The organism is Streptococcus suis, from assembly GCF_017601095.1.
Classification (GTDB): domain Bacteria; phylum Bacillota; class Bacilli; order Lactobacillales; family Streptococcaceae; genus Streptococcus; species Streptococcus suis_Z.
In genome coordinates, this window is record NZ_JAGFUX010000026.1 from 1 (window position 1) to 4747 (window position 4747).

Sequence of the window (4747 nt, forward strand, 5' to 3'; positions counted from 1 at the left end):
CATCCGGCAATAAAGCTTCTTCTGGATAATCATCCACAAAGTAAAAACCTTGTGCAATCTGAGAGTTGTCTGCTTTAATCCCTCGGTATTGGTCCAAGTCCCATGAGAGAGTATAGTGATTTTGAGTTCCCACTAGCATGGGCTTCCCATTGATATCCACTTTATCCTTGTTTAGGTTTTGTTTCTTGGGTTCTGGAGAAACAAGGGTGTTGGTCACTTCTTTGGTTTCATAGCCATTGCCAAAATCCACTTGGTAGGCCTTGTTTGTATAGGTCTTAGTTTGACCATAGAGACTATCTTTCACCGTCATTTTGGTCAAAAGAGCTAAAGAAGTTCCTGTTTGAACATACTGGTCATAAAAGGCTTGGTTGTCATCCGGCATAAAGACTAGAAAGGCACCTGTCGGTGTAATTTTAGCACGAGCTAATTTAGCTTGAAGGTCTTTAGGAGCTTCATTTAGTGAAGCATAGTTTTTAACCGTTATTCCTGATACTTTCTGACCGTCAAGGGTAGTAACAGCCGTGCCATTTTCCACCACATCGAGCACTTCCTCTGGGTAATCGTCCACAAAGAAGAAGCCTCGTGCAATTGTCTCTTTAGCAGAACGATCACCCTTATACTGGTCCAAATCCCAAGTCAAACGATAGTGGTTGGTTGTGCCAAGGGCTACGACCGTGTCATTAATGAGGACACTATCCGCATTTTCATTGTTTTTATCTGGTGTAATGAGTGTGGTTGTCTCCCCATCACCTGGTGTACGAACCGTTACAACATTTGAAGTGACTGTGTAAGCATTGGTTGTACCTTTGTTCAAAAGGAGTTTGTAACTATTGGAATAGGTTGCCCCATCATTTTGAACAGAACCATAGAGTTTTGGAGCAGTCAGTTGATAAACCTTGGTTAAATCTTTATTTACCTCCTGCAACAAGTTTTCCTTTGCGGTCAAAGTCACAAAATTCTTAGTCGCATCAAAGCTAAAGACATAGTTTCCATTCTCTTTTTGTGTTGTTTCCTTATCAAAGAGGTAACCAGCAGGCAAGTAGTCCTCAAAAATGAGACTAGTCGTTTGGGCACGATTGGGCGATAAGGCATCAACTGTTAAGGGATAAATCACCGTTGAATCTTTTGCGACAGTTTTCTCATGAAGATTAGCTTGGTCACTATTGATCACTTCTTTCATAATCTCTGGAGTTGTCGTCAAACGGTACGCATGATAATGGACAGTGGGTACTTGTGGTGGCGTTGGAAGTTCTTTTGGAATAGGTTTGACAGGTAAGGTTACCTTGGTCAAAGTTAGACTAGGCTGCACTACTTCATCCAAAGGCTTTGGCGTGAAGGTTACAGGCTTTTCTGGTGTAAAGGATTTTGGTGTATAAACATCAGGTGTTACCGTAATAGGTTCTGGAACGGGTTCAAGTTCCACCGTTACATGAGGTTTGGGACTATAAGGTGTTACTGTACGTGCCACTGGTAGGGTATTCAAGGCAAACCAGTAAGATAATCCAACATTCTGTGGCATATCGCCTTGTCCAAAGGTGACTGTATAGGTATTGCCCGATGTGACCGTTGAGACAATAGCTCCTTTATAAGCATAACGACTTGATGTGGTATCCCATTCCTCAGGTAAGTTCAAATCACTTGCACGGTTGGAACCCAAAGAACGTGCTAGACCTTCATTAGTCACTTGAACGGTTGAGCCATTAATCGGCACAAATTTCCCAGATGAATCTTTAACATATTCTAGACCAATGTCATTATGATTGAGGGACGAGTGTGTGAAGACACCTGGTTTTTCTTTTGAAAAGGTTACTTGTGAACCGTCTTCCAAAAAATACTTAGCAACTACACGAAACTCCATCTTGTCTGTTCGCCAGTCACCGTTTCCGTCACTTCGATAGGCAATGAAGCCCTCGGTTGGATCATTTGGTACAACCAATTTCACGGCATCAGCTCCAGCTGGTGATACAAGGTTGGTAATATCGTAAGACACACGGCTAATCTTTTTGCCATCAAATCGTGCATGTTGAAGATTTTGATAATTAAAACTAAGAGTCTCACCTGTTTTGAAGCTATCATAGACAAAGAACCCTGTTGAATCCAAAATTCTTGAGTAGCCCCCCAGCATAGCATCGCCAGTTGAAATAATCTGATTAGGATTTCGAGTAATGGCACCATGTTGTGCTTGTGGCTCACCGTTATTGAGATTGAGGGCTTGAGCAAGGGCTTCAGAAATATAACCTTCTTCACCTTTTGAAATCTCGGCCAAATCACGTTGATAGCGTTCCATTTCTTTGGCATTGTAAGCATCAATCGCTTCATTCTCTTTTCTGGCTGCGGCTTCTTTTTCTTGATTACGTTTTGTAATAGCTTCAATCTCGGCTGCACGATCTGAAACAAATTGTTGTTTCTCCTGATTAGCTTGATCTACTGCGGCTTGACCTGCACGGTTTTCAGCATCAACAGCTGCTTGACCTGCCTGATTACGCCTTTCAATGGCTTCATTATCTGCCTTTGCCTTAGCAAGTCCAGCTTCATTTTCTTTTTGAATGGCCTGATTTTTCGCAACAATATCATCTGCCTTGGTTTTCTTTGTTAGATAATCCGCTACAGCTTGTTCGTTAGTTGATTGAATAGTTTCAACAGCCTTGCCATAGTTTGTATAGTCCAGTACAGATGTTCCGTTTCCTGATGAGACTACTTGTTCTTTTACTGTCACATCAGCATCTGCATACCGAGTTTTTAGGTCATTGACTTTGGTATCAACCCAAGCATTTGTCTCTTTACCAGTTTGGTTGGCACCTTGGTAAGCCTGTGTCAGCTTCTTATTTTCTTGTTCAATTCGGACTTTTTCATCCTCATAAGCTGCTTTGTCAGCTTTGTAGGTTTCAGTGACTTCATTGATAGCCTCAACCTGTGTTTGGGCATCTGCTTCTGATTTTGAAATTTGTTGGTTGGTCTCTGACGCAGAAGTTGTATTTCCTAAATCCATTGGGCTATCTTCAACCGTAGAAACACCTTCAGCCTTGGCCACTTCAACTGCTTGTGTTACCGTATCATGTGGTACGGTGACAGCGATTGCACCATTAGATTGTCCAGTTGACCCTAAACTTTCAGTTTGTTCAGATACAGGGTTTGGTTGTGCTTCTGGTAAATTCGTGGCTGGATTCTCCGTTCGTTGAATGGTGGTGTCAACTGATTTTGAGACTTCATCAGCATGTGCAACCGTTCCTCCCCAAGCAACAACAGCGGTCACCATTGTTCCAAGAGCAACCGAACAAAGAGTTCGGTATTTTTTACTCTTACGAAAGACGTGTTTCTCGCCTTTTTCCTGATTGACAAGAAAGTGATGATTACATGTTTTGGTCATAATGTGTCCTTCTTTTCTTTTTTCTGTAGCAACATACTGTCACTCTTTCCTCATCATAAAAAAGAAGGCTTGATTTTAGTATCACAATCAGTTCAGGGAAAAGAAAAAAGCCACCCATAAAAGTGGATGACCTGATTATCACCAAATCAATTTTTACATTAAGACGGCCAATTAACCTTTCTAACTTTAGCAGTCTTAAAGCGTTTCTTGTCAACAAGTTTCAGCTCTATTTCTCTACAATTTGTAATTAAGGTGTCGTTGATTTTAAGACTTCTTGGAAAGTATTGATTTCCTTGTTCATGTGATAATTCAACGGTGTAACTAATACCATTACTTAATTTGAAGACCACAAAATAAATATTATCTCTTCTAAATCGTTTACCAACTTTTCTATTCAAAATACCATCCGTTGTATAAAATTTACATTCCATCACATGTAACATTTGATAAAGTAGTAATGTACCAACGATTTTGAATTTATTTTCGTTAAACCATCCATTATCAGCCTTATTTAGACGCTGCAATGTCCAATCATCCTTTAATCCTTCAAAAATACTCCCTGCATTATTAGTTGGTAAATTGACATGATGATCTCTTGATAATCCTAATAGATGGGGAATAGAGGAATTTGGGACGGAGAGAACAATTTTAGGATAGTCCTCCATATTTGTCTGATAAACGTATTTGTACTGAGAAACATATTTCTCAATAGTATTGGCCAAACAAGACATATCGACATTGAGAATATCAATCTCTCCATCAAAGGTCTTGAGCCATTCCAAAGTATATGTCATTCTAATTTTCTCCTAAAAAAGAGAAGGAAGCAGGTGCTTCCTTCTCTTCCACGTATTGAGTTTCACCTCACGCTAGATATGCCCTATCTATTCCTCAAGGGTAGGCAGTCCTGCTATTCTTTTTCTCAACAAACAGTTTGAACTGAGTGCGGAGCCCACAGGCGGGTGCAGACCATATCCACTAGCCCACAAGTAATTTATAATCTTTATTTATCCTTATTATATAGGATAATTCCTTATTTGTCAACACCTATGTTCACGCTTAAAGTTTAGATGAAATGACCACTTTGTCCTAAATATCATACAATATTTGGGACAAGAAGACAAGTATTCTAATATTTTTATTTCGTCGTATAAGCAAAACTCAAACTACTATCCACTCCAGATAATTTTCGGAAGGTGTAGTTTGGATTGCCATTATAGTTGGTTTCGGAGATAAGGAATGAGCCATCTGGGTAGACTTTTTATAGCGATAGGTAAAACTTTGATACTATCTCCATCTTTTCCCCCGCTTCACACCGTGCGTGCGACTTTCACCGCACACGGCGTTCCATCAATAGTGTATTATCACGATTTTGCTTTATCG

Annotated in this window: 2 protein-coding genes and 1 pseudogene; all 3 read right to left on the reverse strand. The window is 40.1% G+C overall.

The features are described 5' to 3' along the window. On the reverse strand, positions 1-3367 hold a 3367-nt coding region (locus J5566_RS10305), incomplete at its 3' end, for an SspB-related isopeptide-forming adhesin (RefSeq protein WP_208563172.1). A 158-nt stretch (positions 3368-3525) separates the two neighbouring features. Further along, positions 3526-4161 carry a hypothetical protein gene (locus J5566_RS10310; RefSeq protein WP_105111810.1) on the reverse strand — a complete coding sequence of 212 codons (636 nt, stop codon included), beginning with the start codon at positions 4159-4161 and terminating at the stop codon, positions 3526-3528. A gap of 341 nt (positions 4162-4502) precedes the next feature. Beyond that, positions 4503-4625, reverse strand: a pseudogene (locus J5566_RS10825) (CHAP domain-containing protein); the annotation flags it as partial. Positions 4626-4747: the final 122 nt, after the last annotated feature.